Genomic DNA, 26,710 nt, shown 5'->3' with positions numbered 1-26,710 from the left:
AAGATGCATCTTTTTTATTTTACTTCTTCACCTTTTTCGTTCATTACTACAGTTGTCTCTGTACCGTCTTTCTGTGTAACGACTACTTTGTAGAGTTTGCCGTCTTCTTTAGCTGTTACTGATGCTTCTTTGATAGTCGATTCAGGATAAGCTTTTCCGAGGGCTTCGGTTACTGCTGCAGGGAGATCTTTTACTTCAATCTTTGTATACTCGTCTTGTGGAGCCTGTGCAGTCGCTACTACTGCGTTAGCGTTTTCTACGTTCTGTGCGAATGCTACTGAGCTACCTAATCCCATAACCAATGCTATTGCTACTAATACCTTTTTCATAATTGTAAGTTTTGAGTTAATAAATGGGGTTTGTTTTTCTGTAAGCCGTTTGCTTACGATAATAGTAGTGCAAGCGGTGTGCCAGAATAAAGGTATATGTATTATTCTGCTGATTATTAGATTGTTATATTCAAAGGTCTAAATCTCAATCTGTGGAAATTGGGGTTTTGGGGTGTGGATAACGTGGAAAACTTCCACAGTATCAGATACCTTTGGCAGTTTCTGCGAGCCGTATAAATTCTCTTTTATATCCCTTTTCGTCGTTTTCCAAGCCGGTCTTTGCCAAAGAAATCACTTTGTCATAATTGGCATTTCCCTTGAATTCAGAATCTCTCAGCAGTTGTCCGAACATGGCTACTGCGGCTGCGAAACGAAAATCGGCGGAAACCCGGTTGTTTTTAGAGTCAGTCAACGCCTGTTCTATCTTTTTGCTGGCATTGCCGTCCGGTGTTTTGTAGCGTAGTTTGACGGTTAGTAATTCATTAGAGTCGTTGACAGAGGTGGCAGTCTTTTGTTTCTTCTGATATTTCAAATCGTCCACTTTTCCGGTAAAATCACTTTTTACCCCTACAGGAATCACTTCATAGAAAGCTGTGACTGTATGTCCGGCTCCCATTTCTCCTGCATCTTTTGTGTCGTTGTTGAAGTCTTCATCTGCCAGCAAACGACTTTCATAGCCAATCAACCGATAGGCTTGTACCTGTGTCGGGTTAAACTCCACTTGTAGTTTTACGTCTTTGGCGACCGTATGTAAAGTTGCTCCAAACTCGTTCACCAATACCCGGTTGGCTTCTTGCAGATTGTCGATATAGGCATGATTGCCGTTTCCCTTTTCGGCAAGAGTCTGCATCTTGCTGTCTTTATAGTTTCCCATCCCATATCCTAATACGGTGAGGAATACACCGCTCTTACGTTTTTGCTCAATCAGTTTCTCCAGTTCCTGATCCGATGATACGCCCACATTGAAATCACCATCGGTACAGAGGATGATGCGGTTATTGCCACCGGTTATAAAGTTTTTCCGGGCAATTTTATAAGCCAGTTTAATTCCTTCTCCTCCCGCTGTAGAGCCTCCTGCCTCCAGTTCGTCAATGGCTTCGCGTATTTTTTGTTTATCGTTTCCCGGTGTGGATGCCAGTTTCTCTCCGGCAGCGCCCGAATATACCACGATTGCTACTTTATCTTTATCTCTCAGATTGTTAACTAATAACTTTAATGATGATTTTACCAGATCCAGACGTTCGGGACCATACATCGAACCGGATACATCGATCAGGAAGATTAGGTTCGAAGCAGGTAAGTTTTCGGTAGGAATTTCTTTTGCTTTCAATCCGATGCGGACTAACCGATGCTGTTCGTTCCAAGGACAAGTACCTATTTCTGATGTGATTCTTACCGGATCGTTCCCTGTTGGTTGTGCATAATTGTAAGAGAAGTAGTTTATTAATTCTTCTGTACGGATGGCATCAGCCGGAGGTAGCTCTCCTTTATTAAGGAATCGGCGCATATTGCTATATGAAGCTACGTCCACATCGATCGAGAAAGTAGATAGCGGATTATCCCACACTTTCTTAAATCCATTTTCCTGTATTGCTTTATATTCTTCGGCAGACATCCCTACGTTGTATAACAGGCTGTGGTTCATTGCGATGGGGGTAGCACCGCAAATCATTTTTTGTGTTTCTACCCCATAACCTATCACTACGCATTCTTCCAACTGTTGTGTATCCGTTTCCAAGGCGACATCTAAACGGGCAGAAGTCACTTTTATTTTTTGAGTGCGATATCCTATGAAAGAGAATACTAAGGTTGCTCCTTTGTTTGCACGAATGGAATAGGTACCGTCTGTGCCGGTAATGGTTCCGTTCTGTGTACCGTTTATTACAACGGAGCAACCGGCCACCGCTTCTCCGCTTTCAGCGTCTGTAACTATACCTTTTACTATGAAAGGCTGTGCACTGACTGCTCCCCATGAAATTACTGTCATTAGCAGTATAAGCATCAAAGCTCTGAATTGATTCGTTTTCATACTTTTATTGTTTTAAGTGGATAAATTTGATTCCTTGTTTTACTCAATAGATGCAATTCTCTTATAGATTCCATAAATAGATTCCTCTTTTTTTTAACTTTGCAAAAAAAAATCCTGTTTTTCAGAAGAAACATATCGGAACAGACGGACGAGGAACTATTGCAGCATTATATGAAGTCCGGTGAAACAGAGTATTTCGGTGAACTTTATAACCGTTATATTCCGTTGTTGTATGGCGTGTGTCTGAAGTATCTCAAAGATGAAGCCCGGGCTCAGGATGCGGTGATGGAACTTTTTGAAGATTTGCTTCCTAAAGTCACCCATTATGAAATAAAAACTTTCCGGACCTGGATATACCGGGTAGTAAAGAATCATTGCTTGCAAATATTACGGAAAGACTCTAAAGAGATTTCATTGGATTATACTGTTCATATTGTGGAATCCGATGAATTTTTGCATCTTTTATGTGAAGAGGAAAGTAATGCGGACCAATTGGAAGCTTTGCATCATTGTCTGAAGAAACTTTCTGAACCCCAACGCGTCAGCATACGGCATTTCTTTATAGAAGAAATGTCTTATGCCGATATAGTTGCGCAAACCGGTTTTACGCTGAATAACGTAAAGAGCTATATCCAGAACGGAAAACGTAATTTGAAGATTTGTATTAAAAATCAGCTTAAGGAATGAAACTATTAGACTACATACGGGGAGCCCGCAAAGGAAAAGAGGCGCATCGGCTGGAGAAAGAGGCTATGCGTGATCCTTTTCTGGCCGACGCGCTCGAAGGTTACAGCCGTGTAGGGAATGGAGCCGACGAACAGATTGAGGAGTTGCGCCGTCGGATTAGAGCCCGTGCTGTGCAAAAGCGTAACCATGCTGTGGTCTGGAGTATCGCCGCCAGCCTGCTGATTGGAGTTTGTATCGGCTCTTATTTCCTTTTTCAGGAGAAACCTTTGTCGGATGAAGCACGGATGGCAATGGAACAAGCGGTTCATCCGAAACCCTTGTCGGTATATGAGGAAGAGAAGAAAGATGAGTTGGCTGAGGCGGTAATAAAGGATTCGGCAGGCCCGTCGAAGAAATTGATTTCAGAGAGTAAGAAGAAAAAAATGCTTGCACCTTCATCTGAGGTTCCTCAAATAATGACTCAGGAATTGATGGAAGAAGCGCTGGAAGCCACCATTGACGACGAACCTTCGGCTATGGACAAAAAAATGGTTATGAGAGCTTCGGTGGCTAATGATAGTAGTTTTAACGCTAAAGTGGCTGTTGTTGGTAAGGTGCGTGGTAAAGTGACCGATCCCAGTGGTGAACCTCTTGTTGGTGCCACAGTCAGGGTGAAAGGGACTAATCAGGGGACTATCTCAGATGAAAATGGTGATTTTACTTTAAAGACAGATGGGAATCGGGAACTTTCAGTCGATTATATCGGTTATGAATCTGTTGTCCTTCCTGTTGATACGACTAAAGATTTATTGATAGCTATGAACGTAGATGATGCTACACTTGACGAGGTTGTAGTGGTAGGATACGGTTCGCAGCCGAAGAGTAGCGTTACAGGTGCTATAACGAGCTTAAAGATGTCAGGTACGCCGCAACCGTCTATAGGGCGAAAAGCTTTTCGGAGGTATCTGAAAGAGAATCTGGTGCATCCTTCCGACAAAGAGTGTGCACGTGCCAAGGGAAAAGTGATTCTTACTTTCCGGGTAGATAAGGATGGACGTCCGGAATCCATTAATGTTAAAAAGGGACTTTGTGCTTCGGCCGATAAAGAGGCCATTCGTCTGATTGAAGAGGGACCTGACTGGACTATTGGTGATGAACCGGTAGAGGTGAGTATCCGTTTCTGATAAACGAAAATCCCGCTTAGGTCATATGACTTAAGCGGGATTTTTTTGCACGGGAGGAGAGGCTCGAACTCCCGACACCCGGTTTTGGAGACCGGTGCTCTACCAACTGAGCTACTCCCGTGTTTGCGGCTGCAAAGGTAGAATAAACTTCTGAATTGGCAAGCTTTTATGCAAAGAAGTTGCTAATTATTTTAATTTTTCCCATTCTTCGGGTTTGAAGCCTACCAATACGAAATGGTCTGTTACTACTAATGGCCGTTTCACCAGTTTGCCGTTAGTGGCCAAAAGGGCGATCTGTTCTTCTTCGCTCATTGTCGGGAGCTTGCTGCTGAGCTTCAGCTCTTTATATACTACTCCGCTGGTGTTGAAAAACTTCTTAACGGGTAGTCCGCTCAATGGAATCCAGGCTTTCAACTCCTCTGTCGTGGGATTATCTTCCACTATAAGGCGGTTGGTATACTCAATTTTGTTTTCCGTCAGCCACTTTTTGGCTTTTTGGCAAGTACTGCATGCAGGATATTGCAAAAAAAGAGGTTTCATATTTATTCTATATTAAGCATTTGTAAATCTTGATACATGACACGGTAAGCTGCCGCTTTTTTATCCAGTGCCAATGGGTATGCCCGTGAAGAAGAAGGCATCCGGTATAGTCGCATCGGACGTCCTTCAAAAACAAATTCAGAGAAATCTCCCACTTTGGGTTCTCTCACTTCGAATTGTGTCCGGAGAGTGTCTGTTGCCTTTTGTCCTGTTGTGACGATGGCTTTGCATTCCGGAATTAACCTGAGGAGCCGGCTTATGTCAGTGGGCTGCACCACTTCCAGAAACTTATCGGAAGCATTGTCCTGTAATCGTCGGATGGATGATGCGGTATCGAACAGTGCTATTCCTTTGTCGTTAAGGAAGTCTGTTATCCGTTCACGACAGAAGGCCTTCCTGTTTTCGTTCAGAAAATAATCCTTGTTGTTGAAGAATAAAAGTCCAACGATTCTCCACATATCATTGTTCAGGTTCGGGTAATAAAAATCCATTGACCATCGCTTTTTCTGGGGCGGAAAACTTCCCAGCATCAGCAATCGGGCATTGGCCGGGAGAAAAGGTTCTAACGGGTGGTTTTCTATTTCTATGTCCATTATTCGCTATTTGATTGGGAACAAAAATAGTGATAATATCTATTTTATAGAAACGTACTCCCACGATTTTTAATTACTTTTGCGCCTTAATTCAAAAAACATTCAACATGAGAAGAACCGCTATTGCTATTTTCTGTCTGTTTATCTTGTCTGTCGGCGTCGGGTTAAAGGCACAGAACATCCAGTTGCATTATGATTTTGGACGTTCTTTGTATGATAAAGATTTAAAAGGTCGTCCTGTACTAACCTCTACTGTGGAGAAGTTTCATCCCGACAAGTGGGGAAGCACTTATTTCTTTGTCGATATGGATTATACTTCGGACGGAGTGGCTGCCGCTTATTGGGAAATAGCACGTGAATTGAAATTCTGGAAGAATCCATTTTCGGTACATGTGGAATATAACGGTGGACTTGCCAAAGGTTTTTCTTATAATAACGCCTATTTGGGTGGTGCAACATATACTTATAATAATGCTTCTTTTTCACGTGGATTTTCATTGTCGGTCCTGTATAAGTATATTCAGAAACATCGTTCTCCCCATAACTTCCAGTTGACCGGGACCTGGTACATGAATTTCAGCAGGAACTTGCTTACTTTCTCCGGATTTGCTGATTGGTGGCGCGAAGAGACGGCTTATGGCAAAACGATTTTTCTTACCGAACCTCAGTTTTGGGTGAATCTGAACCGTATAAAAGGTATCAGTGACAAGTTTAATCTGAGTGTAGGTTCAGAAGTCGAGCTGAGTAATAATTTCGGTGGACGCGATGGTTTTTATGTCATCCCTACACTGGCGCTAAAATGGACAATAAACTAAAAAACTGATGAAAACTGATTTGATATACGGTATTGAGGACCGTCCGCCGTTTAAAGATGCTTTATTTGCGGCATTGCAACATCTGCTTGCTATTTTTGTAGCTATTATTACTCCTCCGTTGATTATTGCCAGTGCTCTGAAACTGGATGTAGAGAAAACCGGATTTTTGGTATCGATGTCTCTTTTTGCTTCGGGAGTGTCTACTTTTATCCAGTGCCGACGTTTTGGCCCTATCGGGGCGAGACTGCTTTGTATACAAGGCACGAGCTTTTCGTTTATTGGTCCCATCATTGCTACGGGGCTTGTAGGCGGACTTCCTCTTATTTTTGGTGTCTGTATGGCGGCAGCTCCCATTGAAATGGTTATTAGTCGTACCTTCAAGTATATGCGCAATATCATCACTCCGCTGGTTTCGGGTATTGTGGTATTGCTTATCGGGTTGAGTCTGATAAAGGTAGGCATTGTTTCTTGTGGAGGTGGTTATGCTGCGATGGATAATGGAACATTTGCTTCTTGGGAGAACCTTTCGATTGCAGGTGTGGTTTTGCTCAGCGTTTTGTTTTTCAATCGTTGCAAAAATAAATATTTGCGTATGAGTTCTATTGTGCTGGGACTTTGTTTAGGATATGGGCTCGCTTTTGCTTTAGGAAAAGTAGATATGAGTGCTTTGAATGTAGAGATGTTGATGAGTTTTAATATTCCTCAACCATTTAAATACGGACTTGATTTTAATGTGTCTTCTTTTATCGCTATCGGGCTGGTGTATATGATTACAGCTATTGAGGCGACCGGAGATGTGACGGCGAATTCAATGATTTCAGGTTTGAAGATTGAAGGTGACGACTACCTGAAACGGGTTTCGGGTGGTGTGATGGCCGATGGTTTTAATTCTTTCCTGGCAGGTATTTTCAACTCTTTCCCGAACTCTATTTTTGCGCAGAATAATGGAATTATTCAGCTGACAGGAGTAGCCAGTCGGTATGTGGGTTACTATATAGCGGCAATGCTGATTCTTTTAGGATTATTCCCGATTGTAGGAGCTGTTTTTTCGTTGATGCCGGACCCGGTGTTGGGCGGAGCTACTTTGCTGATGTTCGGAACAGTGGCAGCAGCCGGAATCCGCATCGTTTCGTCACAAAACATCGGACGTAAGGAGACATTGGTGCTGGCTGTCAGTCTTTCATTAGGGCTGGGAGTGGAATTGATGCCTGATGTATTGAGTCAGGCTCCCGAAGCTATCCGCAGTATCTTTTCGTCAGGCATCACTACCGGTGGCTTGACTGCGATTATAGCAAATATCGTAATTCGGGTGAAAGAGGAAGAAGAACGATGAATGATGAACGGGACTGTGTCAAAACTCACCACAGAGTACACAGAGTAACATAGAGACGATTTTAGGTTGTTGATTATCAATAAAAAGACTCTGTGATACTCTGTGTTACTCCGTGGTGAAAGAAGTTTCGACACACCCTCGTTTATCGTTTATAATACTTCCAGATTACTCATCCGGTCTGTTGTGTGGAATTCAAATTCCGGATATTCATATAGTTTGAAGCGGGGCTCTGTTTCTCCTTCCGTATAGCTCCAGATGCTGGCATAGTCTTCCGGATCTTCCCCCATTTTGCTTAATTGCCTTAAATAAGCTGCGAGCGATTTATTTTCCACGATATATATTTTCCCCAACTTGTCAATAATAGAACTGTGGCGTCGGGTACTGTCATGGTCAAAGCGAAGGATGCGTTTACCTTCTTCGGTGATTCCCACCAGGTTGAATGTCATGCTCTTGCCGATAGCAGGCAGATTGAGTACGCTTCGGTCTGTAGCCATGAACGGTAGATGGTGTTTCTTCATGAAACGGCGTATACGGGCGGCTGTGTCTTCACCTGTTTCGAGAAGAGAATATAGTTCGTCAGCTTGTTCCGGAGTTAGTTTACCAAATGTTTTTTCCTCATGCTGTTCCTGCATCGACCGGCTGTTAGGTGTGAATACAGCATAATTTTCATTGAATCCTTTGACAGAGAAGGTATAGTAACAGACCACTCCCAGCGAGTTGAGCACTTGGCGTAGCCTTGTGGTATGTCCTCGTCGGGATGCTGCCACGGTATATACGAGCTGATTAGTGATAAGCCATCCGGCGGAAAGGATTTTCCGGATGGCTTCCCGGGTTTGTGGTGTCACCTCCAACGGGCTCTGGAAGTGGGTTTGAATTATAAATTGCTTCATTCCGATGGCAGAGGCTTTTTCTTTGAATTCTCTCAGAATCTCTATCAGTTCGTCATTGATGCGCATAGGCAGGTAAGCCAGTAATCTCGATCCTAAACGGACACGCTGTAATTCAGCGTATTTTTCTCCTTCCGGACGTTCTTGGTTTGCTTTTCGTTTTCGTGCGGCCATGCGATATACGGCTTCAAGAATGTTTCGCAAAGTCTTGTTCTGACTCATCAGAGCATCTCCTCCGGTAATCAATATATCTCGTAACTGGGTGTCTTCTTCAAAATAAGTCATCAACCTGCGTAGTTTCTTATCCCAACTTTCTTTAGGGCGGAGTGCGTCGAATTCAAAATTCAGTCGTTCGCTTTGGAAGTCGTACATACGTTGACATGAAGCGCACAGTCCTCCGCAGGCACGTCCCATTGTATCGGGAATCAGGATAGCTACTTCCGGATAGCGACGGTGAATGTTATGCCCGTCCGGCAATAGCCATCCCGCAGCGTTCGGTTTTCCGGCTTCTACAATATCTTCGCGCTCCCAGGCACGGATATTGCCGTAGGTTTCCACCAAACGGGGTGAATAGAGGATGTAGCTTCGGATAGCTTCGTCATTGTATCCTTCGCCGTTGGTGTTGAGCAAAGAAAGATAATAGGGCGTGGCGAAGAAAGGCATCCCTTTTTTACGGGCTCTGGACAATAAATACATTGTTTCGCTGGAAAGAGAATTTCCGAGGAAGCGGTTGAGTTCGGCAGGAGTTTTGATAGCCATCGAAAGGTGGAAGCGGAAATCATCCCACCACCGGCAGACCTGATGGTATTTCTCCTCATAACTCAATCCTTCTTCAAAGTGGAACCGGGAGGATGGCTTTGATTTCCGGTTCTCTATTTTCTGTATCAGCAGATGCAGCATTCGTTCTTTGTTTTCGGTGCGTAGCTCTATCACGTCTTCGTCCAGTCCCGTGGCCCAGCGTTCGGTTCTGTTTTTGATTCGTTGCGGAGAGGGTAGGGGCATTTCCGGGTCCTCCAGTCTTTTGAAGAGGTTATACAGATCCAGGAACAAGTCAGTAGGCATTTCTGCATTTTCCAGATTCCCGGTCAAGAAGCGTCGGAGAAGGGATAAGGTCTGTATTTGCATATCCTGTTCGTTAGACAATTCATGAACTGTCTTTCCGTCGTAGTTGATAAGGAGTCGAATTTGCTCACCCGCTTTGTTCCCTCCGGATATGTGAGAAGCAAGGAACTCTTGCAGGTGGCTTTTAAAGTCTGTGTCATCAAGACTTTGCCGGGCCATTGCTGTGAGTTCGGGTAACTCCTGACAGTATAGTTGACGGATTTGGGAAAGTGTGAGTGAAAGCATTTTCTTTTGTTTCATACGCGATTGTTTTTAAGTTGTTAAAATTGAAATATTTGCATAAATATAATAAAAAAAGCGGAGGTAGAAAACCTCCGCTTTGCTATTCGTGCTATTCTTTACGATTCTTTTTTGTTTAATAACATTCAGCTTTTCATTTTGTTTTTGCTTCTTCGTCCTTGTGTTTAGGCTCCTTTTTAGCCAACAAGACAATGTTATAAACGTACTCTGACATCCATTGTTCCGAGAATCCGAGACGTTCTTTGTATTGACGTACAGCCGCTGCCGTTTTGTGTACGTCATCTGCTTTCCATACCGTTTTGGTACATACATCATGTACTGTTTTTTCTGTCATGGAGCGCAGGGCCTTTTTAAATATGGCCGGCATACGGAATTTCCATTGCATCAGGTTGCCCATCAGCATCATCAGGTCGCTTGAGAATCCCTGATACATGAAAAGGTATGCTTGTACATCGTTTTGCGTACGGCAGTTTTTTTTGATAGATGTGTCTATCTCTTTAAAGAATGATTCACTGATGCCGTAATCCTGCATCAGCATCTTGCGGGATGCCGATTTCTCGGCTAATCCTAACTTACCTCCTTGCGTGGCTACTTTGAACAAACGTTTGAAGTTGGCTACATCCGGCAGGAAGCGGATATTTGTGATACCCAAATTTACTGCAATTACAGATTGAAAATATACACGTGTCAGTGATACGAAGTCTTCGACATTGCCCACTACTTTTGCGTCAGCGTCGGCTTGTTTCTTGAATAAGTTAGCGAATATGCTCATAAGTCATTTGGTCAATTTATAGATTGAGGCTGCAAATTTACTAAATAACTTGTTAAATTGCTACAGATTATATGGATAACATCTATTCTTTTTGAGGTACTTTACCAACATTCGATGTCCTGCTCTATGTCTTTCATTTTGTTTTTGGTGAATACCGGACTTTGGATGCCCGCTTTCTTCTGTTCACGATAGTCCTGCAATAAGCGGAAAGCATATTTTCCGAGGAAGGAAATTGCTATCAGGTTGCAGACAGCCATTAATCCCATGGTAATATCTGCCAGTCCCCATACGAAGTCGAGTGTGGACATGGCACCTACCCATACCATGGCGCCTACCAATATCCGGTAGAGGTATACCACCCATCTCCTGTGGGTAAGATAGCGGATGTTTGCTTCACCGTAATAATAATTTCCAATGATACTGCTGAACGCAAAAAAGAAGAGAGCGATTGCCACAAAAATACCTCCGAGGCTCCCTATTTCATTGTTCAGTGCATGCTGGGTAAGTTGCACTCCATTGGTCGAACCGTCGAGCGGAGCACCACTGAAAAGAATGATAAATGCCGTACACGAACAGATGATAAGTGTATCTGTAAAAACTCCTAAAGTCTGGATCAGGCCCTGCTTGACGGGATGTGACACGTATGCTGTGGCGGCTGCATTGGGTGCGGAACCCATACCGGCTTCATTGCTGAACAGGCCCCGTTTGATGCCTTGCATCAGAGCAGCTCCCATACCGCCTCCCAAAGCTTGTTGCCAACCAAAAGCATGACTGATGATGGTTTCGATAACACCTGGCAGATGCGTGATGTTCAGGAGTACAATGGCCAGTGCCAGCCCTACATATCCCAGTGCCATAATGGGGACAATGATGCTGCTTACTTTGGCGATGCGCTGAATGCCTCCGAAGATGATCAATAAAGTGAGTCCGGTCAGGATGATTCCCATCGGTATGTGGTTGATGCCGAATGCATGCTCTACGGCCGCACAAATGGTATTACTCTGTACCGAATTGAAAGCGAAACCGAAAGTAATGGTAATTAGTATGGCAAAAAGAATTCCCATCCATGGCTTCTTCAATCCCTTCTTCATGTAATAAGCAGGACCTCCTATAAATGATTCCTTTCCTTTTTCTTTATATAACTGTGCAAGGGTAGATTCGACAAAAGCACTTGATGCTCCTAACAAGGCAATGATCCACATCCAGAATATCGCACCCGGTCCGCCTACGGCAATAGCTGTAGCTACGCCTGCAAGATTTCCTGTCCCGACACGACTTGCCAGTGATATGGCGAAAGCCTGGAATGAAGAAATATGTTTTTCTCCGTTCTCCTCTTTTCCGCCGGAATCTTTCAGAAGACGTACCATTTCGCCAATCATCCGGAATTGTACGAAACGGGTTTTAAGCGTGAACCAAACGGCGCACCCCAACAGCATTGCAATAAGGATGTAGGTCCATAATATATCGTTAATCAGATCCATGTCTTTGTTAATTAAATCATCGGTGCATTGTGCTATGGTTCATCCGGCCGATACGTAGTTGAACCATCGTTTTAATAATGTTGATAATCAGTAGATTATATTTACCTGCTTTTTTCTCGGTATGTAAATCCATTTACTTCGGCGTGTAAAAGCATTTACCTCGGCATGTAAATCCATTTACCTCGGTATGTAAAAGCATTTACCTCGGCATGTAAATGGAACTGGCATTCAAGGCAGCAGATGCTCTCCCTTAGGGTGCGCGTCAAAACACCGTATTCTCCGGCCCCCCCTTCTATTTCAGTCGGAAGTAGAATTTGTGGTTTTCGAATATTGGTTCCACAATGTCGAACCGGATTAACTTAGCCAATAAATGCTCTGCGGCCCGTCGGGAAATACCTGCTTGCCGGCAATAGCGATTCAGTGAGAGTGAGGTGTTTTTTTCCAGTAAGTCGAGTAATAACTGTTCTCGCTCGGTATATTGGATCAGTTCACCTGCCGGATTTCCACTTTGCTGCCAAATGCGCAGATGTACCGGAGTAGCCAGGATATTCTCGTCTTTAATGCGGATATATGCCAGTGGTTTACCGGTTTCATCCTTGGCATAAACAGGCTTGTTCTCACTTTCCTCTATTTGTACGACTAATACAGAACGTCCCTCGACGTGAAATGTTTGCATGGAATAATGCACTTTCGGCTGACAGTAAAGTTGGGCAGCTGCTTCTATCATGTATTTTTCTTCGTCCGAACGTACACCGGCAATTTTCCCATTGTCTTTTACTCCGATCAACAACCGTCCTCCATCGGTGTTGGCAAAGGCCGACAGCGTTTTGGCAATCTTGCGGGCATCGGATATTTCAAATTTAAAGTCTTGTTGCTGATGCTCCCCTTCGGCTATCAATGCGTGTATGTAATCAGTATCTGTAAGCGGTTTCATGCTTGCAAAAGTAGATAAAAAAGACTAAACCTCATTTTTTTGCCGATTTTTAGCCGATAATTTCAAAAAAAATATCGTTTTTATGCGTTTATTTCGGGAAAGGATGTATTTTTGCCCATCATTATTAACGAAGAAATAAATAAGGATTATGAAAGAATTAGTAGAAAAGATTGCTACTTTGGTAGCTGAGTTCAACAAAGATGCAAATGCTCAGATCGAAAATGGTAACAAAGCTGCAGGAACTCGTGCCCGTAAAGCTTCATTGGAAATCGAAAAAGCAATGAAAGAATTCCGTAAAGTATCTTTAGAAGAATCAAAGAAGTAATCTTACGAATAGAAGAAAATGAAAAGCCGGTCTCAGTTTTGTGACCGGCTTTTTTATTTTACAGAAACTAAGCTTGTATCTATTGGCAGAAATAGTAAATTAGCAGGTATCCTCTTTTTTTGCAGATACTGTTTCCTCTTTTATTTCTGAGGTAAAAGTTTCAAGTATTCTCCATATCCTTCTTCCTGCATTTTCTCTTTGGGGATGAAGCGTAAGGATGCACTGTTGATACAATAGCGCAATCCTCCTTTGTCTTTGGGACCATCGGTGAAAACATGTCCCAGATGTGCGTCTCCCGTTTTACTCCGTACCTCCGTCCGCACCATTCCGTGTGATGTATCCGTCTTTTCTTTCACTGACTCTTTTTCGATCGGTTTGGTGAAGCTGGGCCAACCACATCCGGAATCGAACTTATCTGTTGAAATAAAAAGGGGCTCTCCGGTGGTGATATCTACGTAGATGCCATCTCGTTTTTCATTCCAGTATTCGTTATGGAAGGCTGGTTCGGTTGCATTCTTTTGTGTGACGGCATATTGTTCGGCTGTCAGCTTGTTGCGAAGTGTGGCATCATCCGGCTTTTTATAACTTGCCTGTGGTGTTTCGGCACCCTGTGCATTGGCCTTCTTTGCCAATTCAAAGAGTGCCGGATTTATGTGGCAGTATCCTCCGGGATTCTTATCCAGATAATCCTGATGGTATTCCTCTGCTTTATAGAAATTGGACAAAGGCTTCACTTCCACTATAATAGGTTTAGAGTATTCTTTGGCCAATTCACCGATGGCGCTCCGGATTGCAGGCAGATCTGCTTCGTCCGTATAATAGATACCGGTGCGGTATTGTGTTCCACGGTCATTTCCCTGCCGGTTCAGGCTTGTGGGATCAATCGTTTTAAAAAACAGGTCAATCAGAAGTTTCAATGACACCTCTTGTGGGTTATAGTCCACTTTAACGGTTTCCGCAAAATTGGTTTTCCCTGTACATACCTGTTGGTAGGTTGGGTTGGCAATGTTTCCATTGGCATATCCGGTCTGGGTTGACTTTACTCCTCTGATTTGTTTCAGGAAATGTTCAGTTCCCCAAAAGCAGCCGCCCGCAAAATATATCTCACTCTGATTTTTCATACTTTTTTTCTCCTGTTTTTGTTGATAAATCCATTGTACGCCTTGTGCATAGCCGGTATAAATGATACCTGCCAACAGCACGACAAATATAGTGAACTTCTTTTTCATAATCCTTGGTCTCTTTTATAAATAACAAATGAACATCAATTTCTGATTATTAAGAACTGTTGTATCCTTCCATAAAGTGGTTAAAAAGAGATTATCTTTTGTTCTTTCAAGGGATTGTGCTTACTTTTGGCATAAACATTCTCTTGCTTTGCAGCAGAAAAAGAGTTCAGTATGGCAAAACAACAATTCAATAAACTAATTTGGCTGGTGGATACGATCTTTCGGAACGGACCTGTGACATTCGCCGAAATCAACCGTCGCTGGCGGGCGGGAGACGGTAGCCGTGTGGATATTCCTTTGCGGACTTTCCACAACCATCGACAAGCTATCGAGGAGATGTTCGACATCAACATTGAATGCGATAAGCGGGATAATACCTATTATATAGCAGATGCCGAGGGTATGTTGGGCGATAAGTTGAAGATGTGGTTACTGAATAGTTTTTCATTAAACAATGTACTGCAAGAAAATGTAGATATGAAGAACCGGATTGTGTTTGAAGAAGTTCCTTCAGGAATACAATTTATGGATACCATTATCAATGCTATGCGTAGCGGGAATGTGCTTGTTATGGAATATCAGGCATATAATTGGGAGCAATCCAAGAGTGTATTGCTTGAACCTTATTTCCTGAAACTTTTTCGGCACCGTTGGTACCTGGTAGGAGTGAATCGGGAATATAAGGCTTTCCGTTCTTATTCTCTCGATCGGGTCAGGGAGATCAGCCTTTCAGAAGATACTTTCAGTTTTCCGCGTAAATTCACTCCCCAAGATCATTTCCGCAATAGTTTTGGTATCATTCGAGATGAGAGTCTGCTTCCTCAGCGTACAGTACTTAGGGCCACAATTTCGCAGGCACCATATCTGAGAAACCTTCCTTTACACTCCAGTCAGAAGGAAATTGCTGTTACCGAGAATTACGTTGATTTTGAGTTGTATATATCACATACGTATGATTTTGTACAGGAGTTGTTGTCTAAGGGAGCGGCATTGGAGGTGTTAGAGCCCCGGTCATTAAGGGATACGATAAAAGATGAGATAAGAAATATGCAAACCCTTTATCACTTATGAATGCGAATGTACTTGAAAAACTGAAGATACTGGCAGAGTCGGCCAAGTATGATGTTTCTTGTGCTTCCAGTGGTACGGTGCGCTCCAACAAACCCGGCATGTTGGGCAATACTGTGGGAGGCTGGGGCATCTGCCATAGTTTTGCGGAAGACGGTCGCTGCATTTCGCTATTAAAGGTGATGCTCACCAACTATTGTATATATGATTGTGCTTATTGCATCAATCGGAGAAGTAACGACTTGCCCAGAGCTACGCTTTCCGTATCCGAACTGGTAGATCTGACGATTGAGTTTTATCGCCGGAATTATATTGAAGGACTGTTTTTAAGCTCTGGTGTGGTGCGTAACCCTGACTATACCATGGAGCGTCTGGTACGTGTGGCAAAAGATTTGCGTGAAGTGCACCGTTTTAATGGATATATCCACTTGAAAAGCATTCCCGGAGCCAGCCGTGAACTGGTGAATGAAGCCGGGCGTTATGCCGACCGCCTGAGTGTGAATGTGGAGATACCTAAAGAAGAGAATCTGAAACTGCTGGCTCCGGAAAAAGATCATAAGAGCGTGTTTGCACCGATGCTTTATATCCAGCAAGGGGTACTGGAGAGTAGTGAAGAACGGAAAAAGTTTCGCTATGCTCCTCGTTTTGCTCCGGCAGGGCAGAGTACACAAATGATTGTCGGTGCCACAGCCGAAACTGATAAGGATATCCTTTTTCTCTCTTCGGCTCTTTACCAACGCCCTACGATGAAACGGGTTTATTACTCCGGTTATGTATCAGTGAATACATACGATACCCGTTTGCCGGCACTTAAGCAACCTCCTCTGGTACGCGAAAACCGCCTTTATCAGGCGGATTGGCTGATGCGTTTTTATCAGTTTAAGGTTGATGAAATTGTGGATGACGCTTATCCCGATCTTGATTTGGAGATAGATCCCAAGTTGTCTTGGGCGTTGCGTCATCCGGAACAGTTTCCTGTCGATATCAATAGAGCGGATTATGAAATGATACTCCGTGTTCCGGGAATAGGAGTGAAATCAGCTAAATTGATTGTTGCTTCTCGCCGCTACTCAAAGTTGGGATATTATCAACTTAAAAAGATAGGTGTGGTCATGAAAAAAGCACAATACTTTATTACTTGCAGTGAATTGCCTGTACGGACAGTGAATGAGATGACACCACAGACCGTACGCAGCCTGTTGCTGCCTAAGCCTGTTAGGAAAAAGACGGATGAAAATCAGTTGTCGTTTGTTTTTTCCGATTGAGATTGTTATGACTCTTTTTATTTACGATAAAACGCTTGATGGCTTGTTGACAGCAGTATTTGATGCTTATTACCGCAAGACTTTCCCCGATGTTTTACTTACGGATGGGGAGGCGTTGCCACTTTTTTATGATGAAGTTTTTACGGTTATTACCGATGACGAAAAGGCAGGACGTGTCTGGCGGGGATTGCAAAAAAAAGTATCGGCGTCTGCACTTTCGGCCATTACCTGGTGTTGGCTGTCGGAATTGCCCGAGGTGGGTTTACTCCTGTTCCGGTACATCCGTAAAGCCATTGATTCCCCTGTATCCATTGAAACGAATTTTGGTGATCCGGATGTACTTGCCCTTTCCAGGATATGGAAACGAGTGGATTGGGAGCGGCTGCGTATGTTGCAGTTCGTTCGCTTTCAGAAAGCAGCGGATGGCACTTTCTTTGCTGCTTTTGAACCTCAGCACAACGCATTACCATTGACGGTTGCTCACTTTAAAGATCGGTTTGCCGATCAGCGGTGGCTGATTTATGATATGAAACGGCGTTATGGGTTTTATTATGACCTGCATACAGTGGAAGAGGTGACGTTTGATCAGGATACCCCAGCCGCCCACCTGGTTACCGGTATGCTCGACGAAAGCCTGATGGATAAAGACGAAAAACTGTTTCAGCAGCTTTGGAAGACTTATTTTAAATCTATCACGATCAGAGAGAGGCTGAATCCCCGGAAACACAAGCAAGATATGCCGGTACGTTATTGGAAGTATATCACTGAGAAACAGAAATGACCTTATTCAATCCGTTCTACTGTCACCTCGGGAAACTCCTGTATCAATGATAATAAATGCCCTTCGTCATTGTTCCGTTTGGACTTAATGACCATAGTCACCTGATAAGTTTCTATTCCTCCGTGTTCTTGCTTATCCATCTGATACGACACTATCAGATAATCCTTGGAGTTAAAACGGTCCGCTATTCCTTTCAATACTTGTTTATTGTCGGTGGAGAATGTAATCATTGAACTTTTCATCCCTATACTTTTGAACAAGTAGCTTAATACTTCAAGACCCACGAGAGTCAGTACCATGGCGGCAATGCCTATAACGTACATGCCCGCACCTACTGCCAGACCGATTCCCGCTGTCGCCCAGATACCGGCCGCTGTAGTCAGTCCCCGCACTATCTGCTTTTGGAAGATAATTGTTCCGGCACCGATGAAGCCAATGCCACTTACTACCTGCGCCGCTACACGACTTGGGTCGAGCGTAACACTATCCTCTTTTATTATCTCTTGAAAGCCATATTGGGAAACGATCATTATCAGTGCACTTCCCAGTGAAACCAGGAAGTGTGTGCGATAGCCGGCTTCCTTGGCACGGTATTCTCTATCCAGACCGATGACGGCACCCAAGATGCCGGCAACCAATAATCTTAATACAAAATCGAAGTTCAACATTATACGAAAATCTCCTTTCTGTCTTTATTCCAATAATTTATTCGTAACCTAAAGATACGATTGTTTTTAGAAATAACGTATATTCGCAGCTAAAAGATTATTTCTTTCGGAAAGACTATATATTCAGTACTGCATAAAACTTAAAACACACAATGAATAAAAGACTTTTTTATTTGATTGGCTTTGCTATAATATTGGCAGTTGAAATCATAATCGGTATGTATGTTCACGATCGTTTTGTACGTCCTTATATGGGTGATGCATTGGTTGTTGTGTTGATTTATTGCTTTATACGGATTTTTATTCCGAAAGGTTTATCTCAATTACCTTTCTATGTATTTGCTTTTGCCTGTTTTATTGAGGTTCTTCAGTACTTCCAGTTAGTCGATGTGTTGGGAATAACGAACCCTGTGACCCGTATTATACTTGGGTCTACTTTCGATTTGAAAGATATAGTCAGTTATGCCGGCGGATATGTATTTATTCTGTTGGTGGAACGTTTTTGGGGTAAGAAAGGAAAATAAGAACGGTTTTTCTGCTTGTTTTGTAAATTCTTTGAAATAAGTAGGCTTCGTTTATAAATTATTATGTAATTTTGCTGCATGTTATTGTTTGAGTGTGAACTAATTAATCTTGTTTGTCATGAGTCAAGAGAATCCTTCTTCCAAATTGGATGTGGAGTTTATTTATTTGCCTGTCGTCAATTATTCCATGCAGCAAAACCGGATACCTGTTGTACGGTTGTTTTCTATCAAAAATAATACGGAACATCCACTTGCGGATTTAAAGGTATCTTTGATTTTTGAACCTGAGTTTGCAGCAGCTTCACCTGTGATGATAGAAAGGTTATCTCCAGGTGAAATGATCAAAATAACCACATTGAACCTACTTTTGGATCCTTCTTTTTTCATTCGGCAAACCGAACGTTTTTCCGGTGCTATCGGACTGATTGTTTCTTGTGATGAAGAAGTAGTCTTCCAAAGTAAATATCCCATTGATATATTGGCCTTCGATCAGTGGGGAGGTATTCAGGTGTTGCCCGAACTTTTGTCGGCGTTTGTGGTCCCCAATCATCCCATACTTACAGGAATTATTTCTCGTACAGCATCCATTCTGAAAGAGTGGTCAGGTAGCTCCTCGTTGGATGCTTATCAGAGTTGTAATCCTAATAGGGTAAAGATACAATTAGCTGCTTTGTACGAGGCTGTTAAGGAGCAGCACATTGCTTATTGTACACCTCCTGCCAGTTTTGGAGATGCCGGGCAGAGAATCAGACTTTCGGATAATGTGCTTTCCGGCAAATTGGGAACTTGCCTGGATATGTCCTTATTGTATGCTTCGTGTGCCGAAGCTATGGGATTGCATCCATTACTGGTGGTTATTCAAGGACATGCTTTGGTGGGATGCTGGCTGATTGACGGAACATTTCCTGATGCGGTGAATGATGATCCTTCGCTGTTGACAAAACGAACTGCAGACGGGATCAACGAAATTATTTTGCTGGAAGCTACCTGCATGAACGATGGAAAAAATGTGACTTTCGATGCAGCAGTCGGATTGGCTAATGGTAAAATGTTAGCGGTGAACGATTTTATTTGTTTTATTGATGTGGCACGTAGCCGTTTTGCCCATATCCTGCCTTTGCCTCAGAGGATAATGCATGGGAAAGCATGGAGCGTAAATCCGGAGATGATTCAGACACCGGAAGACGAGTCGCACGTCAGTTACAGCAATGCCCCGGAAGAGATTAAGCAATATGATTGGGGAAATCAGGACTGTTACGTGGAAGTCACCAAACAACTTTTATGGGAGAGAAAGTTATTGGACTTGAGTCTCCGTAATAATTTTCTGAACCTTCGCATTACCCGAAATGCTCTTCAGGTGATTTCGGCGGATGTGGATAAGATGGAGGATGCTTTTTCTGACGGAACGGAATTTCAGATCTTGGGCAAACCCTCTGACTGGGATAATCCATTGTATGATTTCGGACTTTATGGAGCTTTGACGGAATCTGATCCGATGCTCGGTTTGATTAAGCAGGAATTGACACAGAAAAGATTGAGAACCTATTTGAACGAACAGGATCTGAAAAAGTCGCTTACTTATTTATACCGTTCTTCCAGAATAGCTCTGGAGGAGAATGGGGCAAACACCTTATATCTTGCTCTGGGCTTGTTGAGATGGTATGAAACCGAACATAGTGAGCGTCCCCGCTATGCACCTATCTTGCTGCTTCCTGTTGAGATGATTCGCAAGTCTGTGTCCAAAGGGTACATCATCCGTGCCCGTGAAGAAGAGAGTATGCTCAATATCACTCTGTTGGAGATGCTGAGACAAAACTTCGGCATTACTATTTCCGGACTCGAATCGTTGCCGAAAGATGAGAATGGTGCCGATGTGAAACGTGTCTTTTCTATTTTCAGGAAGGCAGTGATGAATGAGAAACGCTGGGATGTGGAAGAACAGGCTATTTTGGGTACTTTTTCGTTCAGTAAGTTCATTATGTGGAATGACATTCATTCAAATGCTGAAGAGTTAAGTAAAAATAAGATAGTCGGGAGCCTGATGAGTGGTAAAATGGAGTGGGAAGTTGCAGATGTCGATGCCAGTGCCATAGAGCTGGACCACACTTTGACGCCTACTGATATTGCTCTGCCTGTCAGTGCGGATTCATCGCAGCTTGAAGCGGTTTATGAAGCTGTGAGTGAAAAGAGTTTCATTTTACACGGCCCCCCCGGAACCGGTAAGTCGCAAACCATTACGAACATTATAGCCAATGCATTGTATCAAGGCAAACGGGTGTTGTTTGTGGCCGAAAAGATGGCTGCACTTTCTGTGGTACAAAAAAGGCTTACAAATATTGGCTTGGCTCCTTTTTGTCTGGAATTACATTCCAATAAAGCACGTAAAACAGATGTGCTCAGACAGTTAAAAGAGTCAACAGAGATTTTCCGGTATAAAGAACCGGAAGAGTTTAAGGAAGAGTCGGAGAGACTGTTTAAAATGCGTCAGCAGATCAATGGATATGTAGAGGCGCTGCACCGGGTATATCCTTGCGGTATTTCCGTTTATGAAGCGGTCACACGTTACAGTTCTATTGACGAAAAAGAAGAAATAATGATACCCGCTTTTCTGCTTACCACATTGACCAAAGAACAGTTGAACGAGTGGAACCATGCTGTGGAAGAATTGGTGGGAGTTGGAAAAGTAAGCGGACATTCTTATCATCATCCCCTCACCGGAATTAATATAAAGGAGTACTCTTCGCAACTGAAAGAGGAAACGGATAAGCTTTTGAAAGAGTATATAACTCTTTTACAGGTGATGGAGAAAAAGGTGGGAAAGTGCTTTTCAATATATGGAATAGGTAATAAATATACGGAGAAGTTGTTGGAGAGTCTGGTTCGGTTTATTCGTATCTTAATGCAACTTCCGGGGATGACTGCCAATTTGGTATTGATGACCGAGCCAAATGAGAATGTTGAGAAGATACGCCGTATCATTGAACATGGGCGAAAAAGGGATGCTGTCTACAGTTTGCTGAAACAATCGTTTGAAGATGCTTTTTTTACTTTTCCAGCACAGCAAAAGTTGGCGGAGTGGAAAGAGATTACACAAAGTTGGTTCCTTCCCCGTTGGCTGAAGCAACGTAAGTTCTGTAAAGAGATGTCTCTCTTTTCGTTGCAAGGGCGTATAGGCAAAGAACAGGTACTTCCGGTATTGCAGCAATTGCTTTCTTATCAGCAAGAAAAGCAGGAAGTGGACAGCAAAAGCAGTTGGCTGCAGAATTTGTTTGGTGCTAAGGCCCATTCAGGCGAAGAGCAGTGGGCTGATATAGAAGCGATGAGTGAGGGACTGCTTCAGTTGAACAGATTGTTGATGGGATTAGCCGAAGATGCGTCATCAGTACGCTTGGTTAAGGAGAAGTTGGCAGAACAGCTTTCAGAAGGCTATTCTTCATTCCGGCAAATGAACAAGGAACAACTTGAGGGAGTGGTACAGGACTGGGAACGTGAAAAGCAATTGGAGGAATCGATGCTGCAACTGCTGGGTATTTCCAAAGAGGTGCTTCATGTCAGTGAAGACAATTGGCTGGCGGGAGCGTTACATCAGTGTGAAATTTGGGCAAAGAACACGGATAAATTGAAGGACTGGTATCGTTGGCTGAATGTGTCCCGTCGGTTCGAAGCTTGTGGCTTGGAGTCTGTATTTACAGCGTATACGGAGTGTAACCTGCCTACCGAACGGATGATGAATATTTACTTGAAAGGATTTTATCGTAGTTTTACGGAATATGCCATTGGTACGGAACAGGTACTGCAGTTCTTTAGTGGAGAGTTGTTCAATGACAGCATTCTCCGTTTTCGTGAACTGAATGAACAGTATCAGGAATTGATAAAGAAAGAACTTTATGCAAAATTGGCTTCTAACATTCCATCGTTTGTGTATGCGGCTGCCCAAAGTTCGGAAGTGGGAATTTTGCAGAAGTGTATCCGTAGTAATGGGCGTGGGGTACCTATCCGTAAACTGTTTGATTCTATCCCTAATTTATTGCCACGCATGTGCCCATGTATGCTGATGAGCCCTATGTCTGTAGCGCAATATATCGATGTGAACCATGATAAGTTCGATTTGGTTGTATTTGATGAAGCTTCCCAAATGCCTACATGCGAAGCTGTTGGTGCCATTGCCCGTGGAAACCATGTGGTCGTTGTAGGTGACCCGAAGCAGATGCCGCCAACCAGTTTCTTCACCAGCAACTCTGTAGATGAAGAGCATATCGAGATGGAAGATCTGGAAAGTATCCTGGATGATTGTCTGGCTTTGTCTATGCCTTCCAAATATTTGTTATGGCATTATCGCAGTAAACATGAGAGCCTGATTGCTTTTAGTAATTCACAGTATTATGATAATAAATTGTTGACTTTTCCGTCTCCTGACGATCTGGCTGCAAAAGTTACGCTGGTATCTGTTGAGGGATATTATGATAAAGGAAAAAGCCGGCAGAATCAAGCTGAGGCACAGGCTGTAGTCGACGAGATTGTTCGTAGGCTTTCCGATCCGAAGCTGAGTCGTCAAAGTATTGGAGTGGTAACATTCAGTTCTGTACAGCAGACTCTGATTGAAGATATGTTGTCGGATGTTGTTATGCAAAATGCCGATTTGGAGAATCTTGCTTTTAACCGTGAAGAACCTGTTTTCATTAAGAATCTGGAGAATGTACAGGGAGATGAACGGGATGTCATTTTGTTTTCAGTAGGTTATGGTCCGGATATCAACGGACGGGTCAGCCTTAATTTTGGTCCGCTGAACCGTGATGGTGGTGAACGTCGTTTGAATGTAGCGGTATCTCGTGCCCGGTATGAGATGAAAGTCTTTTCTACATTAAAGGCTGATCAGATTGACCTGAAAAAAACATCTTCCGTAGGAGTGGCAGGTTTGAAATACTTCCTCGAATATGCCGGTAAAGGCACCGGTGTTTTGAATCACTCTAATGCAATGGCGTCCGAGAGTATTGATATCGGTACACTGGTGGCCTCAAAGCTTCGTGAGAGGGGGTATCAGGTAAAAACTAAAATCGGATGTTCCGGATTCCGGGTAGATGTAGGTGTTGTCGATCCGGATAATTCTTCCCGTTATTTGCTCGGAATTTTGTGTGACGGTGAAAATTATCGGGCTGCGAAAACTGCCCGGGATCGGGAAATTGTGCAAAGCAGTGTCTTGAAGATGCTGGGATGGAATATCTGTAAGGTATGGACAATGGACTGGTGGGAAAATTCTCAAAAAGTGATTGACCGTATAGAGGGAGAATTGGAGAAAGCACGTTGCAGTAAATCGGAGATTCCGGCATCGGTTTCTCTTCCTGTTCCTGTATTGAATCAAGGACAGAAAGCCGGATTGCTATGTAGTGCACAACCTTGTTTGGTAAACGTTCCGGAACAGGTGATTCGGGAGGGAGTAAAGTCTGTGGAATCGGAGATCTATGAAACAGCTTCTTTGGTTTCAGTGAATCTTTCTTCCTGGGACTTTATGATGCCTCGACGAGAACCCCGTATCAGAAAACAGTTGGATGAAATTATGCATACAGAAGCGCCTATCAGTCGTTCATTGTTGAGTAACAGAATTTTCAGTGCTTATGGAATTCTTCGTAAAACAGCCCGTTTGATTGCCTGGATGGATGATATATTGAGTAGAACCCCTTATTACAAGCAAGAAGTTGACGGACTGACTTTTTATTGGAATACGAAAGAGGAAGCAGAGGCATATACTAAATTTCGTATTGATTCCAAACGTGAGGTGGCAGATTTACCTCCACGTGAGGTGGCCAATGCAGCTCTGAGTATATTGGAACAACAAATAGCTTTACCTTTGACTGACTTAATGAAAATAACTGCCCAGTTATTAGGTTATGCTCGTTTCGGACTGAATGTGGAGACTGCTATGCGTAGGGGAGTCCAGATGTTGTTGGACAGGGAAGAGGCTAAAATTGAAGGTGACAAGATACTTATGAAGTAGTCCGGCGCGGTCCGTTAGTCTGGGATTCTTGTTGGGGCGTTTCTTCGTTTTTTAGTTTATGTCCGCAATATTTACAATATGTTGCATTCTCTTCATGCCCCGTTTTGTGACAGTTGGGACATTGCAAATCTTTAAGTTTTTTGTACTCCTTCATCATAGATACAGAGACGATACCTGTGGGTACGGCAATAATAGTGTAGCCGATCAGCATAACGCAGGCGGATAGGAATTTGCCGAGGGCGGTAGCGGGGGTAATGTCTCCATAACCGACGGTGGTCATGGTGACGATGGCCCAGTAAATACTGTTCGGGATATTATTGAATTGTGTATTGGGCTGAGTTCCCTCGATCATGTACATCAGCGTACCGATGGCGACGACGAGGATGACGACAAAGAGAAAAAAAACGGCTATCTTTTTACTACTTTCTTTGAGTGAGGTGAGCAATCGTTCGCCTTCAAGCCAGAAGTTAAAGAGCTTGAAGATACGGAATACCCGTATGATGCGGAAAGCACGGATGATAAGCAAGTAACGCGCACCGGGCAGAAAGAAGGCAAGATAGAGCGGTAACGTAGCGAGCAGGTCGATGATACCGAAAAAACTGAAGATGTATTTCTGTGGTTGAGGCGAACAGTAAATACGGGTGACGTATTCAAAAGTGAAGAAAGCCGTAAAAAGGTATTCGAGTACGATGAACGGAGTCGAAAGCCAGGAAGGAAGACCTTGCAGGCTTTCGATAATGGCGAGCAGAATACTCAATAGGATACATATGATAAGGGCTACATCGAATGCCTTCCCTGCGGGTGTGTCGGATTCGAAAATAATGACGTACAACTTACGCTTCAGAGCCTGGTTGTGCAGAAAACGATAGAGCCAAGAATCACTTTTCAATGTGTTAATATGTTAATGTAACTGCCAGAGTCAATTATTAATCAATTACCCATTTCCGTTCGTATGGAACGGTCTTTTTCGGGTCATAATTCATACCTTCTTGTGTGGGTATATGGATAACGTATTTCTTTCCGGTTTTGTTTTTCAGTGAAGAGCCGCGTAACCAGGGATTAGCGTCACGTAATTGGGCATAGGTGATGCCTTGTTTCTGTGCAAAGTCGCTCAGGTCACTGATTTCGGTATTTACCGTCACTTCTTTGTAAGGAATGACGGGATAGAGATGCTCCCGTTTCAGCAAGAAGCCGAAGCGTTGCGGGTTGCCGAATACCTCTTTCACGGCCAGCAGGCGGAACATATAGCGGGAAGTCTCTTCTACCAGCCAGAGGTCCATGGCATGATCAGCCAGCTGCTTGTCCAGTTGCGAAGAAATGCGTCCCTGTCCGGCATTATAGGCAGCGGAAACGGCCATCCAGTCACCATATTTGGCATAAGCCTGCTTAAAATAGCGACAGGCGGCTGCAGTGGCTTTCTCGATGTGGTAGCGTTCGTCTACGTTATCGTTGACTTCGAGACCGAATTCGCGGGCGGTGGCGGGCATAAATTGCCACAGGCCGGCGGCACCTGCCGGGGAGCGTGCGATAGGGTTGAGACTGCTTTCTATCACCATCAGATATTTGAAGTCGTCGGGGATACCGTTGGCTTTCAATAGTGGTTCGATGATGGGGAAGTAGCGGTTGGCGCGTTTCAACATCAGCATGGTGGTGGAGTGCATATAAGTGAACGACATCATTTCACGGTCCATGCGTTCACGTCGGTCGTAACGACGGAGGTCGATGGTGTCGCCATCGAAGATTGCTTGTTCGGGGACGGTAGGCGGAGTGACACAGTATGGTACTTCCGATTGTACAGAATGTTGCTCGCTGAGGCAAGTGCTCCCCACGAGGACAGGAATACTGATACCGGCGCCCAAGGCGAGGGCAGTAGTGAAGATATAGTTGATAGATATATGTTTCATGACAGTTTTTTTATTAGTTGGTGGGGTAA

At 43.6% G+C, this 26,710-nt stretch carries 22 protein-coding genes and 1 tRNA gene; 10 read left to right on the top strand and 13 right to left on the bottom strand.

Annotation, left to right across the window (positions count from 1 at the left end; all coding sequences use genetic code 11):
- Positions 1 to 14 precede the first annotated feature (14 nt).
- Positions 15 to 329 (bottom strand): hypothetical protein, encoded by a 315-nt coding sequence (locus tag G7Y45_RS18740; protein ID WP_005781014.1) that lies wholly within the window; start codon positions 327 to 329, stop codon positions 15 to 17.
- A 202-nt stretch (positions 330 to 531) separates the two neighbouring features.
- Entirely contained in the window at positions 532 to 2,358 is a 1,827-nt protein-coding gene (locus G7Y45_RS18735) for a VWA domain-containing protein (protein ID WP_165016642.1), read from the bottom strand.
- 111 nt (positions 2,359 to 2,469) lie between these two features.
- On the opposite strand from G7Y45_RS18735, the gene G7Y45_RS18730 reads away from it, so the two are divergent.
- A complete protein-coding gene (locus G7Y45_RS18730) occupies positions 2,470 to 3,045 on the top strand; it encodes an RNA polymerase sigma factor (RefSeq protein ID WP_032531659.1) in 576 nt (191 codons plus the stop codon).
- Positions 3,042 to 4,208: an energy transducer TonB gene (locus tag G7Y45_RS18725; protein ID WP_165016644.1), complete on the top strand. Its 1,167-nt coding sequence runs from the start codon at positions 3,042 to 3,044 to the stop codon at positions 4,206 to 4,208. The genes G7Y45_RS18730 and G7Y45_RS18725 overlap by 4 nt, the downstream gene beginning before the upstream one ends.
- 48 nt (positions 4,209 to 4,256) lie before the next feature.
- Here the strand turns inward: G7Y45_RS18725 and G7Y45_RS18720 are convergent.
- The 3 genes from G7Y45_RS18720 to G7Y45_RS18710 all read right to left on the bottom strand — a co-directional run bounded on the left by G7Y45_RS18720 (position 4,257) and on the right by G7Y45_RS18710 (position 5,341).
- Positions 4,257 to 4,329, bottom strand: a tRNA-Trp gene (locus tag G7Y45_RS18720).
- 65 nt (positions 4,330 to 4,394) lie between these two features.
- Positions 4,395 to 4,748, bottom strand: coding sequence for an arsenate reductase family protein (locus tag G7Y45_RS18715; protein ID WP_005808101.1), 354 nt, complete (start codon positions 4,746 to 4,748; stop codon positions 4,395 to 4,397).
- Positions 4,749 to 4,750: 2 nt separating this feature from the next.
- The gene (locus G7Y45_RS18710) at positions 4,751 to 5,341 is read right to left on the bottom strand and encodes a uracil-DNA glycosylase family protein (RefSeq protein WP_005781007.1); all 591 of its coding nucleotides are present in this window, start codon (positions 5,339 to 5,341) and stop codon (positions 4,751 to 4,753) included.
- 107 nt (positions 5,342 to 5,448) lie between these two features.
- On the opposite strand from G7Y45_RS18710, the gene G7Y45_RS18705 reads away from it, so the two are divergent.
- Both G7Y45_RS18705 and G7Y45_RS18700 read left to right on the top strand, forming a co-directional pair.
- Positions 5,449 to 6,156 carry a DUF5020 family protein gene (locus G7Y45_RS18705; protein ID WP_005781006.1) on the top strand — a complete coding sequence of 236 codons (708 nt, stop codon included), beginning with the start codon at positions 5,449 to 5,451 and terminating at the stop codon, positions 6,154 to 6,156.
- Between the two features lie 7 nt (positions 6,157 to 6,163).
- Positions 6,164 to 7,489 (top strand): nucleobase:cation symporter-2 family protein, encoded by a 1,326-nt coding sequence (locus G7Y45_RS18700; RefSeq protein ID WP_005781005.1) that lies wholly within the window; start codon positions 6,164 to 6,166, stop codon positions 7,487 to 7,489.
- A gap of 149 nt (positions 7,490 to 7,638) precedes the next feature.
- Here the strand turns inward: G7Y45_RS18700 and G7Y45_RS18695 are convergent, their stop codons facing one another.
- From G7Y45_RS18695 to G7Y45_RS18680, 4 genes are all read right to left on the bottom strand, one after another.
- Positions 7,639 to 9,738 (bottom strand): KamA family radical SAM protein, encoded by a 2,100-nt coding sequence (locus G7Y45_RS18695; protein WP_005821526.1) that lies wholly within the window; start codon positions 9,736 to 9,738, stop codon positions 7,639 to 7,641.
- Between the two features lie 133 nt (positions 9,739 to 9,871).
- Positions 9,872 to 10,510: a hypothetical protein gene (locus tag G7Y45_RS18690; protein ID WP_005808096.1), complete on the bottom strand. Its 639-nt coding sequence runs from the start codon at positions 10,508 to 10,510 to the stop codon at positions 9,872 to 9,874.
- A gap of 101 nt (positions 10,511 to 10,611) precedes the next feature.
- Complete coding sequence (locus G7Y45_RS18685) at positions 10,612 to 11,991, bottom strand: sodium:alanine symporter family protein (RefSeq protein ID WP_005808095.1); 1,380 nt, start codon at positions 11,989 to 11,991, stop codon at positions 10,612 to 10,614.
- 292 nt (positions 11,992 to 12,283) lie between these two features.
- Positions 12,284 to 12,925 carry a helix-turn-helix domain-containing protein gene (locus tag G7Y45_RS18680; protein WP_005781000.1) on the bottom strand — a complete coding sequence of 214 codons (642 nt, stop codon included), beginning with the start codon at positions 12,923 to 12,925 and terminating at the stop codon, positions 12,284 to 12,286.
- A 148-nt stretch (positions 12,926 to 13,073) separates the two neighbouring features.
- Between G7Y45_RS18680 and G7Y45_RS18675 the strand changes: the two genes are divergently transcribed.
- Positions 13,074 to 13,250 carry a histone H1 gene (locus G7Y45_RS18675; RefSeq protein ID WP_005780999.1) on the top strand — a complete coding sequence of 59 codons (177 nt, stop codon included), beginning with the start codon at positions 13,074 to 13,076 and terminating at the stop codon, positions 13,248 to 13,250.
- Between the two features lie 140 nt (positions 13,251 to 13,390).
- Here G7Y45_RS18675 and msrB read toward each other — a convergent pair whose 3' ends face one another.
- Positions 13,391 to 14,479: a peptide-methionine (R)-S-oxide reductase MsrB gene (msrB, locus tag G7Y45_RS18670; protein WP_005808092.1), complete on the bottom strand. Its 1,089-nt coding sequence runs from the start codon at positions 14,477 to 14,479 to the stop codon at positions 13,391 to 13,393.
- A gap of 171 nt (positions 14,480 to 14,650) precedes the next feature.
- Here msrB and G7Y45_RS18665 point away from each other — a divergent pair, with 171 nt between their 5' ends.
- Genes G7Y45_RS18665 through G7Y45_RS18655 form a run of 3 tightly spaced genes read left to right on the top strand, consistent with a single transcriptional unit; the run spans position 14,651 to position 17,593 of the window.
- Positions 14,651 to 15,550: a YafY family protein gene (locus tag G7Y45_RS18665; RefSeq protein WP_005808091.1), complete on the top strand. Its 900-nt coding sequence runs from the start codon at positions 14,651 to 14,653 to the stop codon at positions 15,548 to 15,550.
- Positions 15,547 to 16,812, top strand: coding sequence for a putative DNA modification/repair radical SAM protein (locus tag G7Y45_RS18660; RefSeq protein ID WP_005780995.1), 1,266 nt, complete (start codon positions 15,547 to 15,549; stop codon positions 16,810 to 16,812). The genes G7Y45_RS18665 and G7Y45_RS18660 overlap by 4 nt, the downstream gene beginning before the upstream one ends.
- 7 nt (positions 16,813 to 16,819) lie before the next feature.
- Positions 16,820 to 17,593 (top strand): TIGR03915 family putative DNA repair protein, encoded by a 774-nt coding sequence (locus G7Y45_RS18655; RefSeq protein ID WP_032531658.1) that lies wholly within the window; start codon positions 16,820 to 16,822, stop codon positions 17,591 to 17,593.
- Positions 17,594 to 17,595: 2 nt separating this feature from the next.
- Here G7Y45_RS18655 and G7Y45_RS18650 read toward each other — a convergent pair whose 3' ends face one another.
- Complete coding sequence (locus tag G7Y45_RS18650; RefSeq protein WP_032531631.1) at positions 17,596 to 18,264, bottom strand: MgtC/SapB family protein; 669 nt, start codon at positions 18,262 to 18,264, stop codon at positions 17,596 to 17,598.
- Positions 18,265 to 18,413: 149 nt separating this feature from the next.
- Here G7Y45_RS18650 and G7Y45_RS18645 point away from each other — a divergent pair, with 149 nt between their 5' ends.
- Together G7Y45_RS18645 and G7Y45_RS18640 are read left to right on the top strand one after the other, a co-directional pair.
- Entirely contained in the window at positions 18,414 to 18,785 is a 372-nt protein-coding gene (locus G7Y45_RS18645; protein ID WP_005808086.1) for a DUF2809 domain-containing protein, read from the top strand.
- 118 nt (positions 18,786 to 18,903) lie between these two features.
- Positions 18,904 to 24,777 (top strand): DUF3320 domain-containing protein, encoded by a 5,874-nt coding sequence (locus G7Y45_RS18640; RefSeq protein WP_165016646.1) that lies wholly within the window; start codon positions 18,904 to 18,906, stop codon positions 24,775 to 24,777.
- Here the strand turns inward: G7Y45_RS18640 and G7Y45_RS18635 are convergent.
- Both G7Y45_RS18635 and G7Y45_RS18630 read right to left on the bottom strand, forming a co-directional pair.
- Complete coding sequence (locus G7Y45_RS18635) at positions 24,767 to 25,666, bottom strand: ion transporter (protein ID WP_032531628.1); 900 nt, start codon at positions 25,664 to 25,666, stop codon at positions 24,767 to 24,769. The two genes, G7Y45_RS18640 and G7Y45_RS18635, sit on opposite strands and share 11 nt — an antisense overlap.
- Positions 25,667 to 25,703: 37 nt before the next feature.
- Entirely contained in the window at positions 25,704 to 26,681 is a 978-nt protein-coding gene (locus tag G7Y45_RS18630; RefSeq protein WP_005780989.1) for a lytic transglycosylase domain-containing protein, read from the bottom strand.
- Positions 26,682 to 26,710: the final 29 nt, after the last annotated feature.

The organism is Bacteroides sp. ZJ-18, from assembly GCF_011038705.2.
Taxonomy (GTDB): Bacteria; Bacteroidota; Bacteroidia; order Bacteroidales; family Bacteroidaceae; genus Bacteroides; species Bacteroides hominis.
The sequence above is the reverse complement of the archived record's forward strand: the minus strand, read 5'-3'. Positions and strand labels throughout refer to the sequence as shown.